16 protein-coding genes are annotated in these 19,566 nt (G+C 59.9%); 11 read left to right on the top strand and 5 right to left on the bottom strand.

Annotated features, from left to right (window positions below):
* Window positions 1–2,610, top strand: a 2,610-nt coding sequence (locus tag AACR14_RS13890) for a DEAD/DEAH box helicase (protein ID WP_019446599.1), incomplete at its 5' end; no start/stop codon positions are given.
* 155 nt (window positions 2,611–2,765) lie between these two features.
* Here AACR14_RS13890 and AACR14_RS13895 read toward each other — a convergent pair.
* A complete protein-coding gene (locus AACR14_RS13895) occupies window positions 2,766–3,659 on the bottom strand; it encodes a DNA replication terminus site-binding protein (RefSeq protein ID WP_019446600.1) in 894 nt (297 codons plus the stop codon).
* Between the two features lie 523 nt (window positions 3,660–4,182).
* Between AACR14_RS13895 and AACR14_RS13900 the strand changes: the two genes are divergently transcribed.
* Together AACR14_RS13900 and astE are read left to right on the top strand one after the other, a co-directional pair.
* On the top strand, window positions 4,183–4,392 hold the full coding sequence (locus AACR14_RS13900) for a DUF1127 domain-containing protein (RefSeq protein ID WP_005337823.1): 210 nt from the start codon (window positions 4,183–4,185) through the stop codon (window positions 4,390–4,392).
* Window positions 4,393–4,684: 292 nt separating this feature from the next.
* Complete coding sequence (astE, locus tag AACR14_RS13905) at window positions 4,685–5,710, top strand: succinylglutamate desuccinylase (RefSeq protein ID WP_019446601.1); 1,026 nt, start codon at window positions 4,685–4,687, stop codon at window positions 5,708–5,710.
* Between the two features lie 160 nt (window positions 5,711–5,870).
* Here the strand turns inward: astE and AACR14_RS13910 are convergent, their stop codons facing one another.
* Both AACR14_RS13910 and gloB read right to left on the bottom strand, forming a co-directional pair.
* The gene (locus AACR14_RS13910; RefSeq protein ID WP_005361719.1) at window positions 5,871–7,424 is read right to left on the bottom strand and encodes a lytic transglycosylase; all 1,554 of its coding nucleotides are present in this window, start codon (window positions 7,422–7,424) and stop codon (window positions 5,871–5,873) included.
* 70 nt (window positions 7,425–7,494) lie between these two features.
* Window positions 7,495–8,259 carry a hydroxyacylglutathione hydrolase gene (gene gloB / locus AACR14_RS13915; protein ID WP_005337817.1) on the bottom strand — a complete coding sequence of 255 codons (765 nt, stop codon included), beginning with the start codon at window positions 8,257–8,259 and terminating at the stop codon, window positions 7,495–7,497.
* 72 nt (window positions 8,260–8,331) lie between these two features.
* Between gloB and AACR14_RS13920 the strand changes: the two genes are divergently transcribed.
* Window positions 8,332–9,054, top strand: a complete 723-nt coding sequence (locus AACR14_RS13920; RefSeq protein ID WP_005361718.1) for a methyltransferase domain-containing protein — start codon at window positions 8,332–8,334, stop codon at window positions 9,052–9,054.
* Here AACR14_RS13920 and rnhA read toward each other — a convergent pair.
* Window positions 9,042–9,506: a ribonuclease HI gene (rnhA, locus tag AACR14_RS13925; protein ID WP_005353268.1), complete on the bottom strand. Its 465-nt coding sequence runs from the start codon at window positions 9,504–9,506 to the stop codon at window positions 9,042–9,044. The genes AACR14_RS13920 and rnhA overlap by 13 nt on opposite strands.
* 79 nt (window positions 9,507–9,585) lie before the next feature.
* On the opposite strand from rnhA, the gene dnaQ reads away from it, so the two are divergent.
* Window positions 9,586–10,320: a DNA polymerase III subunit epsilon gene (gene dnaQ / locus AACR14_RS13930; RefSeq protein WP_019446603.1), complete on the top strand. Its 735-nt coding sequence runs from the start codon at window positions 9,586–9,588 to the stop codon at window positions 10,318–10,320.
* Window positions 10,317–11,582 (top strand): TIGR03503 family protein, encoded by a 1,266-nt coding sequence (locus AACR14_RS13935; protein WP_026035096.1) that lies wholly within the window; start codon window positions 10,317–10,319, stop codon window positions 11,580–11,582. The genes dnaQ and AACR14_RS13935 overlap by 4 nt, the downstream gene beginning before the upstream one ends.
* A gap of 102 nt (window positions 11,583–11,684) precedes the next feature.
* Here AACR14_RS13935 and AACR14_RS13940 read toward each other — a convergent pair whose 3' ends face one another.
* Entirely contained in the window at window positions 11,685–13,202 is a 1,518-nt protein-coding gene (locus tag AACR14_RS13940) for an HD domain-containing phosphohydrolase (protein WP_019446605.1), read from the bottom strand.
* Window positions 13,203–13,526: 324 nt separating this feature from the next.
* On the opposite strand from AACR14_RS13940, the gene AACR14_RS13945 reads away from it, so the two are divergent.
* From AACR14_RS13945 to AACR14_RS13965, 5 genes are all read left to right on the top strand, one after another.
* A complete protein-coding gene (locus AACR14_RS13945; protein ID WP_019446606.1) occupies window positions 13,527–14,330 on the top strand; it encodes a siderophore-interacting protein in 804 nt (267 codons plus the stop codon).
* Window positions 14,331–14,608: 278 nt separating this feature from the next.
* Window positions 14,609–16,576: a TonB-dependent receptor domain-containing protein gene (locus tag AACR14_RS13950; protein ID WP_026035097.1), complete on the top strand. Its 1,968-nt coding sequence runs from the start codon at window positions 14,609–14,611 to the stop codon at window positions 16,574–16,576.
* 124 nt (window positions 16,577–16,700) lie between these two features.
* Window positions 16,701–17,717, top strand: coding sequence for a FecCD family ABC transporter permease (locus AACR14_RS13955; RefSeq protein WP_019446608.1), 1,017 nt, complete (start codon window positions 16,701–16,703; stop codon window positions 17,715–17,717).
* A gap of 7 nt (window positions 17,718–17,724) precedes the next feature.
* The gene (locus tag AACR14_RS13960) at window positions 17,725–18,762 is read left to right on the top strand and encodes a FecCD family ABC transporter permease (protein ID WP_019446609.1); all 1,038 of its coding nucleotides are present in this window, start codon (window positions 17,725–17,727) and stop codon (window positions 18,760–18,762) included.
* Window positions 18,762–19,565 (top strand): ABC transporter ATP-binding protein, encoded by an 804-nt coding sequence (locus AACR14_RS13965; protein WP_019446610.1) that lies wholly within the window; start codon window positions 18,762–18,764, stop codon window positions 19,563–19,565. Before AACR14_RS13960 ends, AACR14_RS13965 begins: the two co-directional genes overlap by 1 nt.
* Window position 19,566 lies beyond the last annotated feature (1 nt).

Consider the following 19,566-nt stretch of genomic DNA (forward strand, 5'->3'; position numbering starts at 1 on the left):
AAGCCGCAGGAGCGGCTGGTGTGGCTGCTCCATGCCGACGGCCCCGAGCTGGAGTGCAAGATCCAGAAGCTGAGCACCAAGGGGGAGTGGACCGCCGGTCGCCGGGTCGATCCGGCCCTGCTCTCTACCCAGTATGCAGCCATGCTCGATGAGCACGACTGGGCACTGGTTCGCACCCTGCCACGGGTGATGGGACGACTGCCGCGGGATGTCTGGGCGCCGCTGGCCGATCACCCCCGTTTGTTCAACGCCAAGGGGCAAAAGCTGCAACTGGCCATCAGCGCCCCCCTGCTGCAGGTGGTGGCCACCGAACAGGGGATGAGCGCGCAGCTCTGCCCCGATGCGGCCGCCCGCGGGGCCCATATCATGCCGCTGGCGCAGGATCTGTGGCAGCTGATCCTCACTCCGCAGCCGCTGCTCGACCGCTTGCCAGCGCTCGAATCCATCCCGCTGCTGCCCGCCGAGGGGCTGGCCGAGTTGCAACGCACCCTGGACGCCATTCCCGAGCTGCCCTGGCACAGTCAGGTTGCGGGGCTTAGCGGCAACGCCGAACTGGCTCCCTGGCCGGGCATTCCTTCGGTGCAACTGGATTGGCAGGATGGTCAGCTGTCGGTCAAGCTGGTGACCCGCTTTGAGGATCTGCCGCCCCAGCCCCTTGGCAAGGGGGAGGCGATCGTGCGGCAGGGGATCAAGGCGTACCACTACTGGCAGCGGGATCTCGGGGCCGAGAAGGGGCAGGCCCAGCTACTGCGCAATCAACTGCCCATCGGCCTGCCCGGCAGCGAGTGGCTGCTGCAGGGGGAACAGGCGCTGGCGCTGGTCAATGCCCTGCCCGAGCTGGTGGATGCCGGCGTGGTCATTCACTGGCATCAGGACAGCGCTCGCCTCAAGAGCCTCGATGAAGCGGCTCTGAGCCTGCGCATCGAGCGGCGGCAGGACTGGTTCCAGGTCGAAGGGGCGCTGGCGCTTGATGAGCACCAGATCCTCGACCTGCGCCTTATTCTGCGTCAGATGACCCCGGGGCAGCGCACCGTTCAGCTCGACGAGAAGACCAGCCTGATGCTGAGCGACAAGTTGGTGGAGCGGCTCACCATGCTGGGGGCCATGCTCGATGAAGAGCAGCGGATCAACAACAAGCTGGCCTATCCGCTCACTCGCCTGCTCTCGGTCATTACCACCGAAGGGGATGCAGCGTGGCAATCCCTTCAGCAGGAGTGGCAGCAGGAGGTCGATTGCCCGGACGAGCTGCTTACCTCCCTGCGGGACTATCAGAAAGAGGGGGTGCGCTGGATGGCGACCCTGGCCCATCACGGTTTTGGTGCCTGTCTGGCCGATGACATGGGTCTGGGCAAGACGCTGCAGGCGCTGATTGTGTTGCGCATGCGCCAGCACCTTGGCCCTGCGCTGGTGGTGGTGCCCAAGTCAGTGGTCACCAACTGGCAGGAGGAGGTGGCCCGTTTCGCCCCCGAGCTGGATGTGGTGGTGTTCGAGAATCCGGCCGAGCGGGAGGGGATTATTCGCGAGGCCAAGGCCGGTCAGGTGATCCTCATCAACTACGGCATGCTCGGCAGCCTGGCGGAGGCGCTCAAGTCCCGCCGCTGGTCCTCCATGGTGCTTGATGAGGCGCAGCAGATCAAAAACGCCGGCACCCAGCGCGCCAAGCTGTTGTTCCAGCTCGACGGCGATTTTCGCCTCGCCCTCTCCGGCACCCCCATCGAGAACCATCTGGGGGAGCTGTGGAGCCTCTTCACCTTTATCAACCCGGGGCTGCTCGGCAGCCTTGGCGAGTTCAAGCGCCGCTTTGGCAAGGCGGTCAAGGATCCCCAGCACATGGCGCTGCTGCGGGCGGTGATCAGCCCCTTCATCCTGCGCCGTCTCAAGCAGCAGGTGCTGACCGAGCTGCCGGACAAGACCGAGATCATCCACCACATCAGCCTCTCCCCCGAAGAGCGCCAGCTCTACGAGGCGACCCGGCGGGAAGTGGTGCAGCAGGTGCAAAGCGCCGATGGCCGCGCCTTGATGCATGTGCTGAGTGGCCTGACCCGGCTGCGCCGTCTCTGCTGCTCACCGGAGCTGGTGATGCCCGAGTGGTCACAGACCAGCAGCAAGCTGGACGAGGCGATGGCCCTGCTGGAAGAGGCGATCGACGGCGGTCATCGGGTGCTGGTGTTCAGCCAGTTCGTCGATCTGCTGAGCCTGCTGCGGGCCCGCATCGAGCAGAAATCCTGGGATTACTGCTATCTGGATGGGGGCTGCTCTGCCAAGTCCCGTCAGGACTCCATCCTGCGTTTTCGCCACGAGGAGGTGCCGCTGTTCCTCATCAGCCTCAAGGCAGGGGGGACCGGCCTCAACCTCACCCAGGCCGATACCGTGCTGCACCTCGATCCCTGGTGGAACCCGGCGGTGGAAGATCAGGCGAGCGATCGGGCGCACCGGATGGGCCAGACCCAGCCGGTGACCGTGTACCGGCTGGTGTGCGAGCAGACGGTGGAGGAGAAGATCGTCGCTCTGCACGACGAGAAGCGGGCGCTGGCCGATGGCCTGCTGAGCGGCCAGTCCGAGGTGCGCGGGCTGGATGTGGAGAGCTTGCGGGCCCTGCTGATGGGCTGATTGGCGACGCCGCCTTCCACACCACCTATCGATACAGACAAGGGGAGAACATCCAGGATGTTCTCCCCTTTCTTATTTGGGGTGCTGATGCGGGATACTTCGTTTATCGCGGCAAGGCGGCCCAGCTATCCCTGATCCAGCTATTCCTGATCCAGTCACCCCTGATAGAGATAGAGGTGCAGCCGCTCGATGATGGGCTCGCCGCCAATCTTGCGATCTCGCCGCGCCTGCCGGCTCTTGGGGGGATAGTTGCCCAGATGGGTGACTGCAGGCGGGGTATCCGAGCAGAGCAGCAGAGGCAGGCTCGCCTTGATCTGCTGCTTGCGCGGGGTGCGCTCCAGCCAGAGCAGGTTGATCATCGGGTGGGTCTTGACCGGGCGGCGGATCCGCAGCTCGGCATCGGCGGGCAGACGGCGAATGTCATAGACCTCCTGATCCACCATCTTGCTCCACTCCTCGTTGTTGGAGAGGGCCGGTATATAGCGGCGGCTGCGCTCCAGCATCTCAAGCACCTGCTCGCGACTTAGGCGATTGATGGTCTGCTTGTCAGCCCAGGTAAAGCCGAGGGATTGCAGCTCCCCTGCCAACAGGGTCAGTTTGCGGTAGACCTGCAAGGTGATCACTCCGGGCAGGGCGGTATGTACCAGCTCGAACTTCTCGTCCCGTCCCCCCGCCTGCTGCACCAACGCCTTGAAATCGAGCTTGTGCTGGTTGATCTCCTCAACCAGCGGTTGGATCAGCGGAGCGGCGGCGGCAGGAAAGCGCAACCAGCCGGGCAACCGGTGAGTCGCCTTGGTGGAGCAGCCGGGACGGGCGCTGTGGTCCCGATAAGCGGCGAGGGTGGCCGCCAGCGCGGCTTCACCGTTGAGATAGCCCACCTCAATTTGCTCGATCGGGTCGTGCTCTTCCCCCTGTGGCACCGGGGGGAGGGGATAAACATGGGCCTCCTGCAGTTCGAGCTGGCCAAGCAGATCGGCCAGCTGGTTGAGAGCGGCTTCAATGGCGGCCATCTGTTGACGCAGGGCGGCGGTCGGGGTAAAGGTATCCATCGATGATCCTGTGGTTTCATCCGCCTCTGACGGCATAAACGATGGCGTCAGGGCAGAGGAATAAACTACTGTATAAATAACCATACCAGCATGCCGGTTGCGCGCCAAGAGGGGCGTTTTCGGGTCTTCATCGAGGGAGCTGCGCGGGAGGAAAAGTAAGTTTGTTTTATGTTTCATTGTGTTAATTTAAGATCACCAAGAGATCGAAGAATTAACAATAGAATGTAATGACGGGGTTGCCAGCCATGGCGCGTCCATTGGCGAGTGCATAGGCAATGCGGTAAATTGCATATGTAAGGTGGTGCCATGCAGCACAATATGCTGCGGGCCGTTGATGGTCGAATAGTGACTTAATTATTCTTTATAAATCAAAGCATTAAAATTGTATCAGTCAGTTTTTTACTATTAGTTTTCCTAATGTAACGTATCAAAATTCGTCAATTGAGTCGGCCCTGCTCCCTGACTAAGCTTTGCGCATCAAATAAAGCCCAGTGCGTAAACAAATATTCAGAGGAGCCACATCATGGCCAACATGACTTATACCGAAACCGGTTACCAGCATTCCAGCCAATTGAATCTGGTTGCTCGCGTTAAAATGACCGTTCTGACCTGGCTGGAGCGCAGCCGCAGCCGTCGCCAGCTCTCCGAGCTGCCCGAGTACCTGCTCAAAGACATCGGCCTGAACGAAGCTGACCGTTATCAAGAGACCACCAAGCCGTTCTGGCGTGGTTGATCAGCCGGGCATGGATGCCTTGTTTTTCTGATGAGTCGTTTGCTGTTCTGCCCCGTGGCGCCCGGCCGCCAAGTCTGTCATTGTCTGTTTTATATCCCCCGTTTTCCCCCTGTTATTTGTTGGTCCTTTTTCCTCTCCTCTTTATTCCACATTGCTACTGCCATTGCTGTCGTCGTTCGATTGTTATCACACTTGTATCGTTAATGTTTGAATTTGTTTAAAAAACGATTTTAAGCCGCGATGCCTTGCGTATAATCCGGCCATAGTATTCCAGCGCGAGAGGGTGAGACGGATGATTCCCCAGCACGATTTTTTGGCCTTGACCCGCAGCCATGAGTGGCAGCTTGAGCCCTTTGAGTTTGCCCTGCCCGATGGTGCGCGGGTCTGCGTCTGGGATACGGGCGTGCTCTGTCTGGAGCCTGCCAGTGGCGCGGGCGACCAGCCGGGAGGACGCAAGGATATCGTCCTCTCCTGCGGTATTCACGGCAACGAGACTGCCCCCATCGAGATCTGCAACCAGCTGCTGAGTCGTCTGCTCTCAGGCGAGCTGAGCGCCCGCCATCGGGTGCTGTTCCTGTTTGGCAATCCGGCGGCGATGAATCTGGGGCTGCGGGAGGTGGAGGAGAACATGAACCGGCTCTTCTCCGGAGCACACAGCAAGGGGGAGGGGCTCTGCAATCGGGAGCGGATCCGCGCCATGCGCCTCGAGCAGTATGTGAGCCGCTTCTTTGCCGATCCGGCTCGTCCCCGCTACCACTACGATCTGCACACCGCCATTCGCGGTTCGCGCCACGAGAAGTTTGCCGTCTACCCCTTCCCCCACGAGCGGCCTCACTGCCGCGAGCAGGTGCAGTTCCTCGGCGCCTGCGGGGTGCGCACCATACTGCTCTCCGCCAGCCCGACCACGACCTTCAGCTACTATAGCTCCCGCCAGCATGGCGCCCATGCCTTCACGGTGGAGCTGGGCAAGGTGCGGCCATTTGGCGAGAACGATATGACCCGCTTTATCGAAACCCGCCAAGCGCTGCAGGAGCTGGTCACTCAGGATGAGGTGGCGCTGGAGCCGTGGCGGGCGGATGATTTCACCCTGTTTGCCATCGATCGGGTGATCACCAAAAAATCGGCGGACTTTCGCTTCCTGTTCGCCAGCGATGTCGACAACTTCACCGAATTCCCCCAAGGGTTCGTGCTGGCCGAGGATGGCGAGCTGCGCTACACGGTCGAGAAGCCGCGTGAGGCGGTGGTCTTCCCCAATGCCAATGTGGCGATCGGTCAGCGCACCGTGCTGATGGTGGTGCCGACAAGGCTCTGGGAATAGCGGTGATAGTTTTGCCTACAGAGCGGTGATGCATCCGCAGGTAGCGCCAAGCCATTGTTTTAGTCGGCGGTTCAGACACAGCAGCGGTTAGCCGCAGTAATAAAAAACGGGGCCAGTCAGATGACTGGCCCCGTTTTTTATCGGGTTCAAGCGGTGAGGCTTAGCTGTTGTTCTTCACAAACAGGGTCAGCTCCTGACCGGGCTTGAGGTAATCCCCTTTATCCAGCTGGTTCCAGCGCATCACATCGTTGATGGCCACCTGGAAGCGAGCCGCGATGGAGGAGATGGAGTCGCCACGGCGAACCTGATACACCATCGATTTGTCGCTCTTCTTCCCTTGCTTGGGATAGACCACCAGCTTCATGCCTGGCTTGAGCGCCGACTTGGCATTCAGACCGTTCCACTTGGCGAGCTCTTCGTGGGAGACGCCGTGTGCCTGGCTGATGCTCCACAGGTTGTCACCCGAGCGCACCTTGTAGCTGACTTTGGCCTTCTGGCTGCTGCCACGGCTTGCCAGCTGTTGCGGTTTGCTGGCGGAGCTGGCCTTGCTGCTGACCTGACCGTGGGTCGGGATCACCAGTTGCTGACCGCGACGCAGGTTGTTGCTGCGCAGATTGTTGGCCAGCTTCAGCTCGTTCACGCTGACGCCATGATTCTGGGCGATGCGCGACAGGGTATCGCCACTGGTGACCTGATAGGAGCGGGTACGAATACGCTCGCTCTTGGGCAGATCGGCCAGTGCCAGCTCCAGGGTATCGGCATATTCTACCGGTACCAGCAGGCGGTAAGGGCCACGGGGCGACATCACACCACGGCTCAGGGCCGGATTGACCTCCTTGAGCTGTGAGGTGCGCAGACCTGCCAGTTGGGCGGCCACGTTCAGATCGATCTGGCTGCCGGTCTCCACCACTCGCAGCTTCGGCTCGTTGGCGAGCACCGGCAACTGGATATTGTACTTGTCCGCATTGCTGATCATGTCAGCCATGGCGAGGATCTTGGGCACATACATCCGGGTTTCGCGGGGCAGATCGAGCGACCAGTAGTCGGTCGGTTTGCCTGCGCGCTGGTTACGCTGGATGGCGTTGCGCACCCGTCCTTCCCCGGCATTGTAGGCGGCCAGCGTCTGCAGCCAGTCACCGTCAAAGAAGCGGTTCAGGTACTCCAGATAGTCGAGCGCCGCATTGGTGGAGGCCAGCACATCGCGCCGTCCGTCATACCAGTTGTCGTGGCGCAGACCGAAGTTTCTGCCTGTCGCTGGCACAAACTGCCAGAGTCCGACGGCATTGCTGCGGGATCGGGCATGAGGATCAAACATGCTCTCGATCATCGGGACAGTAATAAGCTCCATTGGCAGCTCACGCCGTTCAATCTCCTCTACCATCAGATAGAGGTAGGGTTCAGCCCGGCTGGCAATGGTCGCCAGATGCTTATCATTGCGCAACAGCCACTCACGTTGCTGGCGGATGCGCGGATTGTCCGGAGTTTCCAGTTGCATATCATCGCTGATACGCACCCACAGATTGTCCGTATCTTCCATTTCGTCCAGCTGTTCATCGCCAAACAGGAAATGGGAAGAGTGTTTTTTATGCGCTTTTTTCTTGACCTGGGGGGACTTGATCGGCTCGATTGCCGTTAGCGCCCGGTCATCCTGATGGCTCAGGTTTTGGCAGCCGCTGAGCAACAGCGCTGCCAATAAGGCCGTTCGTACCTTCATCTCGTTCCGGTCATTTTTAGGAAAAACAGCTCGCATCATAAGGGGCAATGGCCCCCTGATCAAGGTTTGTTCAAAAAACGTCCTTCCACTGACGCAGGATGGTGAAGGTATCTACCGGATTTTCCACGCATTTTAGTCCATGTTTTTCAGCAGAAAATTTCACTGAATCCTGTTCGCAGCGCAGAAAAATGTTGAAAGTGCGTTCGTCACCCAGCCGGGTTGGCAGGCTTGGCAGTCCTTGTTGCCGCAGTTTGCTGATCAGCCCGATCTGGCGGCGGATCGCCGGGTTGTCCGGCTCGACCGCATAGGCAAAACGCAGGTTGGAGAGGGTGTACTCGTGGGCACAATAAATGAGTGTCTCATCGGGCAGGGCGGCGAGTCGTTGCAGCGAGTGGTACATCTGCTCCGGCGTCCCTTCAAACAGGCGGCCACAACCGGCCGAGAAGAGGGTATCGCCACAAAACAGCATGCCGTTGCCGTGGTAGGCGATGTGGCCGCGAGTGTGCCCGGGCACATGGATCACCTCGAGAGCGAGGCCGTGCCAGTTGATCTGATCGCCATCTTCCAGCCACTGACCGTGGTGATCCGGCATCGGGTCAAGTTTGGGGCCATAGAGCCGGGCGTGGGGGAAGTGGGCAAGCAGGTCGGTGACGCCCCCGACATGGTCGTGATGGTGATGGGTCAGCAGGATGGCATCGAGCACCAGTCCTAATGCCTCAAGCCGCTCCAGCACGGGTGCGGCATCGCCCGGATCGACCACCAGACAGTGATTTTCGTGGCGGATCAACCAGATGTAGTTGTCATTAAAGGCTGGAACTGTGATCACTGGATACATGAGTCTGCTTCTCTTTAGGGAGGGTATCTTATATAACAGGATGGCGTTCGAAACCCCGAGTTGAGCCCTATTATGCAGGTGGCACGTACCGAACAACAAATCGAGATCCCGACCAGCTGGTCTGCATTGCCTATGGGGGACTGGGTGGCGGCCGAGATCCAGGACCGGCTCGACAACTGGTGCCCCAATCTGTTTGGGTATCATCTGCTGAAAATTGGCGCCCTGAGCGCTGAACTCTCCTGCAAACGCTCCTCCATTCGTCACCAGATCGGGGTCGCCCCCGGCGGGCGGCTGCTCGACATGTATGGCGACCCCCTCGATCTGCCGGTACGGACCGGCAGCGTCGATGCCTGCCTGCTGGCTCACTGCCTCGATTTCTCTGCCGATCCTCATCAGGTGTTGCGCGAAGCCGAAAGGGTGCTGACCGACGATGGCTGGCTGATCATCAGTGGTTATAACCCCATGAGTCTGGTCGGGATCGGTCACTGTGTGCCGTTCTTGCGGCGCAGAATGCCCTGGTCGGCACGGATGTTCACCCCGGGGCGGGTGACGGACTGGTTGCATCTGTTAGGATGCGAGGTGATGTTCGACGAGCGCTTTGGTTACTCGTTTATGGGGAAACAGAGCTGGCACAGCTGGTGGCGGGAGAGTATCGGACGGGATTATTGCAGGGCGTTTGCATCGGTATACGTGATTGCGGCCCGTAAACGGCGCTTTCCACTGATCCCGGTGCGGCGGCGCTGGCAACTGCCAAAGTCCCTCGCCACACCGGGAATGGCCCGTCAGGGCTGGTAGCCGGTATCCTCGGCCAGATCCTTGCCGCAGGCGGCCTCTCTGGCCAGCTCGTCGCACCGTTCGTTCTCCGGGTGGCCGGAGTGACCCTTCACCCAGAGCCACTCAATCTGGTGGCGACCCACTTCCGCATCCAGCTCCTTCCAGAGATCGACGTTTTTGACCGGCTGACGGTTGGCTGTCATCCACCCTTTCTTCTTCCAGCCGATGATCCACTGGGTGATCCCTTGGCGGACATACTGGCTGTCGGTAGTGAGGCGCACCTTGCACGGTTCGTTGAGGGTACGCAGCCCCATGATGGCGGCCATCAGCTCCATCCGGTTATTGGTGGTCAACTTGAATCCGGCGGAAATCTCTTTGCGGTGCTTGCCGTAGACCATCACGGCCCCGTAACCACCCGGGCCCGGATTGCCGAGGCAGGAGCCGTCGGTATAGACATCAATCTGTTTTAACATGAGCAATCAATCTGTTTTAACATGAGGCTTGGGGTAAACTAGCGAGTAAGTAAAGCCGAAGTTTGACATAGATTGGATCATGAACACACCCCAACTGAATCGCCAGATCATTCTGGATACTGAAACCACAGGTATGAATACGGCGGGCGGCCCTGTCTATCTGGGGCACCGCATTATCGAAATCGGCTGTGTGGAGGTGATCAACCGCAAGCTGACCGGTAACCACTATCACGTCTATATCAAGCCTGATCGTCTGGTCGACCCAGAAGCGATCCAGGTGCATGGTATTACCGACGAGTTCCTGCGTGACAAACCGTCGTTCAGCCAGATTGCCGACGAATTCCTCGAGTTCATCCGCGGCGCCGAATTGATCGCTCACAACGCACCGTTTGACGTGAGCTTCATGGACTACGAGTTCAGCAAGCTCGGACTCAACTTCAAGACGGCGGATATCTGCACCATCACAGATACCCTGGCGATGGCGCGGGATCTCTTCCCCGGCAAGCGCAACAGCCTGGATGTGCTGTGCGATCGTTACGGTATCGACAACTCCCACCGTACCCTGCACGGGGCTCTGCTCGATGCGGAGATCCTGGCGGACGTCTACCTGCTGATGACCGGCGGCCAGACCAAACTCAATCTGGCCACCGAAAGCAACGAAAACGAAAGCAATCAGGACACCAGTATTCGCCGGTTAGAGAGCAACCGACCAGCCCTCAAGGTGGTGCGTGCCAGCGTCGAGGTTCAGGCCCTGCACGAGGCGAGACTGGATCTGGTAAATAAGAAAGGAGGAAGTTGTCTGTGGCGGCAATGAGCAAGTGGTGTGCCGGTCTGCTGCTATTGCTCTCGCTGGGGGCGACGGCGACCGAGGTATTTGCCCCTTCCGATATTCCGCTGCTGGATAACCGCTTTCGCATCGATTACGGCGTGAAGGAGATCACCTTCATCATCAAGCGCAAGCCGGGCACCCCGTCCGTGATCCTGGTTCGCCCCGATGGCAGCAAGCTTTACGTGGGCAAGGTCAAACCTGCCGATGTGGGTTGGCTGGCGTTGCCGGAGCATGATCTCATTACCCTGCGCAATCCCATGCCGGGCCCCTGGCAGGCGATTGGCGAGGTGGATCCCGACAACCGGGTGCGCATTCTCTCCGATATCCGGCTCGATATCGCCGCCCTGCCGATGCAGCTCTATCAGGGGGAGGTGGTCAAGCTCAAGGCGTGGTTGCTGATCAATGGTCAGTCGCCGAAAGATAAATACTATCTCTCTGACCTTGGCATGACCGTCAAGCTGCAATCGTTCAGCGATGCCGATAAGAAAGAGGTCGTGCTGGATCAAGTACTTGGCCACTATCGCGATGATGGCAAGGGGCTCGACGAAGTGCCGGGCGATGGCATTATGACGGCGGAGGTGACGCTGCAGGATATTCCCGGTGGCAAGTACCGCGCCATGTTCAGCACGGGCAATCAGGTGTTTGTCCGTGCCCGTTATCAGGATGTGCTGCTTTACCCCTATCCGTTCAGCTATAACTTGTCGCCGCCTTCGGATGAGCTGGGTGCCAAGCTCTCACTGCTAATCGACCGTGATGAGCTGGATCCCGCTTCCGTGGTTGTCAAGGGGAGTGTGACCAGCAATGTGGGCGGCCTCTACGAGTTCAGCGAGACCGCCAGCGATCCCAAGCTTGATATCGATCTCTCCAACATCAAGGAGGTCGGTCAGCATGAGGTGAAAGCAACCCTCTATGGCACCACTCGCCTCGGCCGTGAGCTGAAAATCGAGTTGCCGGTGAAAACCTTCAATGTCTTCCCACCACCGCCGCCTCCTGTAGAGGTGGTGTCGGCCGCCGCACCGGCCTCCAGTGCCGAGGCGACCCATGAAGCTCCTGCAGAGGAGGAAATGGGCTGGCTGATCTGGGCATTGGCGGGTGGTGGTGTGCTGCTTGCGGTATTGGGTGGGGTCGGGTTTGTGGTGATACAAAAACGGCGTGCCCTGAAGCGTGCTCTGGCCGCTGCGCAGGCCGAGAATCAGCAAGCCGGACAACCTGCTGCCAAGCTGGATCTCAATCTGCCAGAGCAGTAACCCTCGTACTTCTCGCTCTGAAGTGACGTGATGCCAGATATAGAAAACCGCCCTGATAAGCAGGGCGGTATTTTTGAGTTCATAAACAGAACAAGCTGGCTATCAGTGTTCGCCGATATAGACATCCTTGTTCTGCTCGCGGATCTCGAGGAACTTGTCCAGATTGGCCATCATCAGCTCGACCAGCTGGGGGTCGAAATGCTGCCCTTTCTCCTCTTCAATCAGGGCCAGCACCTTGTCCAGCGGCCACGCCTTCTTGTAGCAGCGATCCGAACCCAGGGCATCGAACACGTCAGCCAGCGCCACAATTCGCCCCTCCAGCGGAATATCCGTCCCTTTCAGACCGCGGGGATAGCCACTGCCATTCCACTTCTCATGGTGATTGCCAGCGATGGTGGCACCAATCTGAAACAGCGCCAAATCGCTGCCGGAGAGCATATCCTGCCCGAGCTGGGCGTGGGTTTTCATGATCTCCCACTCCTCCGGTGTCAGCTTGCCCGGCTTGTGCAAGATGGCATCGGGAATTCCCACCTTGCCAATGTCATGGAGCGGCGAGGCACGTTTCACCAGCTCGCTCTGCTCTTCGCTCATGCCCATCAGGTGGCAGAATTGTTCGGTATAGAGCGCGACCCGTTTGACGTGCAGCCCTGACTCTTTTGAACGGGTTTCGACCAGTTCGCCGATGCGATAGATGATCTCCCGCTGGTTGTCGGCGATCACCTCATTGAGCCGGATATTCTCCAGCGCCACTATGATGTTTTCGGTAAACAGGGTCAGCAGACTGGTATCGATCTGGCTGAGCTGGCGGGTGGTCTCGATGTGGAACAGCAGGTGGTGGCGCGGATTCTGGCAGTAGAGCACCATCTGGGTGGCGTTATAGACATTGCTGCGCTTGCTCATAGCCTGGCGCAGGATCTCCGGCGCGTCCGTGAGGAGCATGGCGGGATGGCCGGGGAGCAGGGGCTCCAATACTTGATCCTTCACCTCATAGGCGTATTGCTTGACGTCGTATATCTGGGTTTCCCCCAGATGGAGCAAGGCGCTGAGCTGCTCCTGGGCTCCTTCGACAAACTGGCGCAAGGCCCGTTTCTCAAAGATCCCCTTGGAGGCTTCGATGACTTTTTCCAGCCCCTGGCGGTTACTCTCCAGGGTTCGGATATCCCGATAGGAGCGCAGGCTGGCCCGCAGCAGGGTGCGCAGCTTCTGGGAGGTGAGCTCGGTTTTATCCTTGTAGTCGTTGATGTCGTAGTTGGTGACCACGTCATCTTCCGGCGCCTGGCCGGGTTGGCCGGTACGCAACACGATGCGTACCATCTTGTTTTGCAGATCTTCACGGACGTATTTGACGACATCGAGGCCGGCGTGGTCGACCTCCATCACCACGTCCAGCAGCAACAGAGCAACGTCCGGGGTGGTGGCCAGTAACTCTTTGGCCTGCGCCGCGGAATAGGCATGCAGAAAATCGATGGGGCGATTGTCAAACTCGAATTTGTTCAAGGTGATTTTGGTGATGCGATGCACTTCAGGCTCATCGTCAACAATCATCACCTTCCAGCCCGCTTGCTGTGCGTCGGGGAGGGAGAGATCGTCATCATCAATAATCAGGATCTGGTCATCCATCATACAATCCTGTTTGGCATCCTGTGCTTACATTAACTGCTTCACTAAGGATAGGAAACTTATTGGGAAATAAAATTTGATCTCGAAAAACTATGGTCGAAATAAGCAAATGGAACCCTTTGTAACGGTGGCGTTGTCCGGCTGCTTTCTTTGCCCAATCATGGAGCTAGCGTGCATAAAGTCTATTTCTGGATTAGGGTGTGGACGCCAGTGGTTGGGGATGTTTGAATCCAGCTTGTAGCTATTAGACGAGAAATAATCTTATTTGATAGTGATTCCTATTTGCGTGTAGCATGGGCGACACACTCAACGAGGAGCCCCATCGTGTCCCCATCTCTGCCTCCCAATCGTCCCCGTCTGCTGACTGTCAAAGCCATTACCCAGATCACCCCCCATTTGCGTCGCATCACCTTTGGTGGCAGCGAGTTGGCTGACTATCCCTTTACCTGCGGTGGGGCCCATATCAAGGTGATGCTGGCCCAGCCCCATCAGGTAGAGCCGGTGCTGCCTGCAATGACCCCGAGCGGCCCGCGCTGGAGTGACCCGGCGGACAAGCCGGTTATCCGCACCTACACCATCCGCGCGTTTCGCCGTGATGAGCAGGAAATTGATATCGACTTCGTGCTGCACGGTGAAGGCGGGCCCGCCAGCGCCTTTGCTACCCATGCCAAGCCGGGAGAGAAGGTGATCCTCTCCGGGCCGGGTGGTCCCAACCCCATGCTGCAACCGGCCGATCACTACTGTCTGGTAGGGGATCTCACCGCCTTGCCCGCCATCATAGCGATGTGTGAGGTGATGCCTGCCGAGGCCAGAGGGGAAATTGCGATTCTGGTGCCGGATCGGGCCGATGCTCAACCGTTGACGCTGCCGGTCGGGGTGCGCTGTCACTGGTTTGTCGGTGAGCCCGAGTCCAGCGGCCTGCTGGAGCATGTGATTGCTCTGCCGCTGGTGCGCGATGGTGGCTTCTTCTGGCTGGGTGGGGAAGAGGCGCTGGTGCTGCCGCTGCGCCGCCATTTTCGTTCCGTGCTCGAGGTGGATCGTCAGTCGCTCTACGCCGTGCCGTACTGGCGCCGGGGCAAGAGTGAAGAGGCCTATCACCAGACCCGTCACGATGTGATGGATAATTAAGCGGATGCGAAAGAATACCTGATTCACGCTTGCAAATAAAAATGATTTGCATTTAGTATTGCGCCGTCCCGATGTCAGTCGGTATGGCGCTTTTGTTATTGATGGCTGCGAGTGGCATAGCACAACGCAGGGCCTGCCGTAATGCACTGATGTTCGGGGTGATGGGGCATGGACGACTGTTCATGCCAATGAACTCCATCACTTTGCACCGGGTCTGGCGAGGTCAGACAGGGATGTCGGTGGTGTTGGCCCTGGTTGTTTTATGTGGAGTGTTGATGATGCGTACATCATCCCGACGATTTGCAGTGCATCCGCTGGTGTTGTCCCTTTTTACCCTGCCAGTTCTGGCCCAAGGGACTGCGCCTGTCGCCGCTCATGAAACTATGGTGGTGACGGCGAGTAAAACCCGGCACAGCGAGCTGACCGCCCCGGCCAGCGTCTCTGTGGTGACCCGGGCCGAGCTCGACAAGCTCAATGTCAATGATCTGACCGGCGCTCTGAAACAGTTGCCGGGGGTCAATATCAGCCCTGCTACCAGCTACGGCCGCAGCGAGATCAAGTTGCGCGGGCTGGAGGGGGATTACACCCTGTTGCTGGTCAATGGCCGGCGTATCAGCTCCCGCGATGCTCTTACCTCCGGTTATGGCAATGATTTCGATCTCTCCGCCATCCCGATGGCGGCCATTGAGCGTATCGAAGTGATCCGTGGCCCCATCTCCTCCCTCTACGGTGCCGATGCGCTGGGTGGGGTGGTCAACGTCATCTTGCGCCAACCCGGGGAGAAGACCGAAGCGGCGGCCACCTATACCTTCAGCGATCCCACCGATGGTCACGGCGGGACTATCAACAAGGCGAGCGCCTATGTGGGCGGGGCGCTGATCGACAACAAGCTGCTGGCCAACCTGGTGGTGGAAGGGAACCACAGGGATGCCTGGCAGAGCGAGCAGAGCATCAACCCCAAGGCCGATGCCATCGAGCAGCGTGAAAAGCTGGGGATCCTCTCCAACGTCAAATGGTTGATCGATGATCGTCAGGATCTGGATGTAGGGATGAACTACGCCAAAGACGATCGCGAGGCCCACTGGAACAACTACGGCCAGACGCCGCGCAACATCCAGCAGATGGAACGACTGGGACTCAACGCCACCCACGTCGGCCGTTGGGATCAGTTCGACAGCCGGGTCGGCTATGCCTTCGAGCAGGTTGACCTGTTTGACGACTCCGAACTGATGACGGCGCTGAGCAAGACCAGCGGCGATGTGAGCCAGACCAACCACACCTTCGATGGCCAGCTGAGCGGTAATCTGGGCAGCCACCTGCTGACCAGCGGTGCCGAGTACCGCATCACCGAACTCAAGCATAACGTCAACCTCAAGGGGGGCGATGTCAGCGTCAACCAGACCGCGCTCTATCTGCAGGATGAGTTTGGCTTTGGCGATCTGGCGTTGACCCTGAGTGGCCGGGTCGATCACCACGAGACCTATGGCACCGAGTTCAGCCCCCGTGGTTATGCCCTCTACAGCCTGACGGACAACTGGGTGGTCAAGGGCGGCATTGGCAAGGCGTTCAAGGCGCCGACCATTGCCCAGTCCAACCCGGATTATGCCGTAGCTGCCTGTCGCGGTCGCTGCGCGGTGGTGGGCAACCCGGATCTGAAGCCGGAAACCGCCGTCAGCTACGAGCTGGGCACCGCCTATGATGGTTCGTTCTGGGGCGCCGGGATTACCGCCTTCCACAACGATATCAAGGACAAGATCCAGAGCGAGGCATGGACCTCCACCTGGCGTCCGGCGGTGATGACCTATCAGAACGTCAGCAAGGCCCGCATCAAGGGGGTGGAGCTGAGCGGCTGGTTTGATCTCACCGATAACCTAACCCTCTCCAGCAACGTCACCCTGATCGACGGGGAAGACAAGACCAGCGGCAAGGATCTCTATCGGACGCCGGAGCATACCGCCAACGCCAAGCTGGAGTGGCAGGTCATCGAGAGCCTGAGTACCCAGCTCGGCTGGAACTACACCGGCAGCCAGATCCTTCCGGTTCCGCGCATGAGCGGCACCACCTATGAGACCACCGCCGGATTCCACACCCTGGATGTCGGGGCAGTCTGGAACGCCACCCGGGCACTGGATCTGAAGTTCGGACTCAACAACCTGACCAATACCAAGCGTGACAGGGTTGCCACCGAGGCCGATCAGATCCTCGACCGGCGCACTATCTATGCCGGTGTGGCCTACAAGATGTAGTGGCTGAGCGGGAGCCCGCACTGACGGGCTTCCGTTGTTGTCAGGGGATCACCTCGGGTGACGACTTTTATTAAAACCACATGTATTTCAACAAGATGGCATTGCAATCATAAGGAGTTAAAGGGTGTTTAGAGACCAGACCTCGCTGTTCTGGCTGGGATTGTTCCTCCTGTTCGTACTGCTTTCTCTTTCGCTCGCCACCGGTGCGGGTGTCTATGGTGCTCGCGAGGTGCTCGGCTACCTGATGGGGGATGCCCGCTGGGCTGGCGACGAGAAGCTCGCCATGGTGCTCAATACCTTGCGACTGCCGCGCACCCTCTGCGCCATGGTGGTCGGCGCCTCTTTATCTCTGGCTGCCTCCTTGTTGCAGAGTGCGACCCGCAACCCGCTGGCGGAGCCCGGCCTGCTCGGGGTCAACGCCGGGGCCGTCTTTGCGCTGGTGGTGGGGCTCACCTGGTTTGGGGTGGAGTCCGCTTACGGCTATCTGCTCTGGGCCGGACTAGGCGCGCTGCTCGGCAACGTGATTGTGCTGGGGCTTGGTATGATGATTGGCCGCTCCAATCCGCTGAAGCTCATTCTGGTCGGGGTGGCGCTCTCGGCCACCTTCGGCGGTCTCTCCAGCTTTTTGCTGCTCTCCAACAAGATGGTGCTGGAGCAGTACCGCTTCTGGAACCTCGGCTCCCTGTCGGCGGCCAATCTCGATGCCATCATTGCCGTGCTGCCCTTCGTGCTGGCGGCGTTTGTCATCACCTTGCTGCTCTGTCGCCAGCTGACCCTGATGCAGATGGGGGACAGTCAGGCCCAGGCGCTCGGGATCCGCCCAAACCGGGTGCGAATTGGCGTGCTGTTGGCCGCTACCTTGTTTACCGCCAGTGCCATCGCCATCGCCGGCCCCATCGGCTTTGTCGGCTTTCTGGCCGCCTACTGTGGCCGATTGGTGGAGCCGGTGAAGCTGTCGGTGCAGGTCTGTTTCTCCGCCCTGTTCGGCATGCTGTTTCTGCTGTTGGCCGACATTCTGGCGCGCTGGCTGATCCAGCCGTTCGAGCTGCCCAACGGGGTCATTCTGGCCCTGATCGGCGCACCAGTGCTGATCGCCATCGTCCATCGCGGGGGCTTTCGTACCCTGCTGACCGTCAAGTGAGGGGCTGATGCGTACACCTACCGATATGCTCTGCCTGCGGGCCGGCAACCGCTCTTTGCTGCTCCATCTGCCGAGCTGGCGCTGGCTGGCTCTGCTGGCCGTGGTGCTGCTGGCGCTTGCGCTGCTGGCCCTGAGCGTTGGCGGCGGCAAGCTCGGTTTTGCCGGGGTGGTCAACACCCTGCTGGGGGAGGGGACGCGGCTTGAGCAGCTCACTCTGTTCAAGATCCGGTTGCCGCGCATCCTTGGGGTGGTGGTGGCGGGGGCGGCCATGGGGCTCTCGGGCTGTCTGGTGCAGACGCTGGTTCGCAACCGGCTGGCCACACCCGACATGGTGGGGGTCAACAACGGGGCCTCTCTGGCCATCATCGTCTTCTCCCTCTACTTGACGGTAGGCAGCTGGCCCTGGTGGGCTGCCCCCATCGGCGCTATCTTCGCGGCGCTGGTGCTCTATGCCCTCTGCCGCAAACCGGGTGAGCAGGGCTATCTGTTCGTGGTGATCGGCATCGGCCTCTCCGAGCTGTTCGAGGCGCTCGGCCAGTTTGTGATGTCCACCCAGGCTTTGCTGCACCTGAGCTCCCTCTATCTGTGGAATATGGGCAGCTTTATCGCCGTGGGTTACAGCACCATCACCCCTATCGCCATCCTGTTGCTGGTGCTCTGCCCGTGGATCGTTTATCTCTCCCGCGCGCTGGCGGTGCTGCGCTTTGGTCCCGAGATGGCCAGAGGGCTTGGCGTCAACGGCGATCGGGTACAACTGGGCATTCTGGCCCAGGCCATTCTGGTGGCGGCGCTCGGCACCGCCATCGGCGGCCCCGTGGTCTTTATCGCCATGGCGGCCCCCATTCTTGCCTCTTGGCTGGTGAAAGACCGGGTGGTGCCGCTCTGGCTGGCGGCGCTTAGCGGCGCCCTGTTGCTGCTTGCCAGCGATACCCTGGTCAGGGTGCTGGCCAGCCCCCACGAGGTGGCGACCGGTATCATGACCCGCATTCTCGGCGGCTTGTTGCTGCTGTTTCTTCTTGTTAACGATCGCCAGAGGGCTGACTGATGACGCTCACCGTAAATCGCCTCCACTTCGCCTATCAGCAGACCCCCATTTTGCGGGACATCTCTTTCAGCGTGCCGAGGGGCAAGCTGGTGGGGATCGTCGGCCCCAACGGCTGCGGCAAATCGACCCTGCTCAAGCTGCTATCCGGCCAGATGAAAGCCCAACGCGGCGAGATCCTGCTCAAAGGCAAGCCGCTTGCCAGCTACCCCATGAAGGGGTTGGCGCGGGAGCTCGCCTACCTGCCCCAGCGGCCAACCCTGCCTGCCGGCATTCTGGTGGAGCAGCTGGTGCAGTATGGCCGCCACCCTCATCAGGGCTGGTTCAATCAGTGGGGCGAGGAGGATGCCCGCATGGTGCGCAGCGCCTGCGAGCGGATGCAGCTTGAAAGCATCTGGCAGCAGAGCGCCGCGTCCCTCTCCGGCGGGCAGGCGCAGCGGGCCTGGCTGGCGATGATCCTGGCGCAGGACAGCGACATGGTGCTGCTCGACGAGCCCACCAGCGCCCTCGATATCGGCCACCAGACCGAGGTGATGGAGGCGATTCACCGCATCACCGCCGAGGGTAAAACCGTGCTGCTGGTGATCCACGATCTGGCGATGGCGGCCCGCTATTGTGACGAGCTGATCGCCATCGGCGAGGGGACCATTGCCGCCATGGGCCCGGCCCGGGAGGTGGTGACCAAATCCCTGATCGACCAGCTCTACCAGACCAGTGTCGACATTCTGCATGCCCCCGGCGACGGGGCGCCCATTATCGTGCCCCGTCGCCACGAACATGGCTGCGCCCTGCGTTCGGCGAGTTGAG

Origin of the sequence: Aeromonas sp. 159 (genome assembly GCF_963862045.1) — a bacterium.
Lineage (GTDB): Bacteria > Pseudomonadota > Gammaproteobacteria > Enterobacterales > Aeromonadaceae > Aeromonas > Aeromonas veronii.